Raw genomic sequence first — 278 nt, 5'->3', positions numbered from 1 at the left:
TAATCCTGAAGATCTCATTCCTGAAGAAAAGAATTGGGGTAGTCTTATAAAAGGCGGTTATCATTCTGTTGATAATAGTTGGCACGTAGATCAAGCTATTGCAGTGCGTAATTATCAAACATTTTTTCTTTTCCAAGGGTCTCATGTAGAAGGTAATGAACGTAAAAATATGGGAACTGTAGAGGGCTATAAAGAGCGTACACGTAAAAACCCCGCTCAGTTTGACCGGAATAATTTGCTTTTTAAAATTCATCAATACTTTAATAACAATCACCGGC

At 36.3% G+C, this 278-nt stretch carries 1 pseudogene; it reads left to right on the top strand.

The features are described 5' to 3' along the window. Positions 1–278: pseudogene (locus tag ACFIK8_RS12110) on the top strand (TonB-dependent heme/hemoglobin receptor family protein); the annotation flags it as partial.

The organism is Bartonella sp. MR168JLCBS (assembly GCF_042194175.1).
Note: the sequence above shows the minus strand (reverse complement) of the source record. Positions and strands in the feature narration are given on the sequence as shown.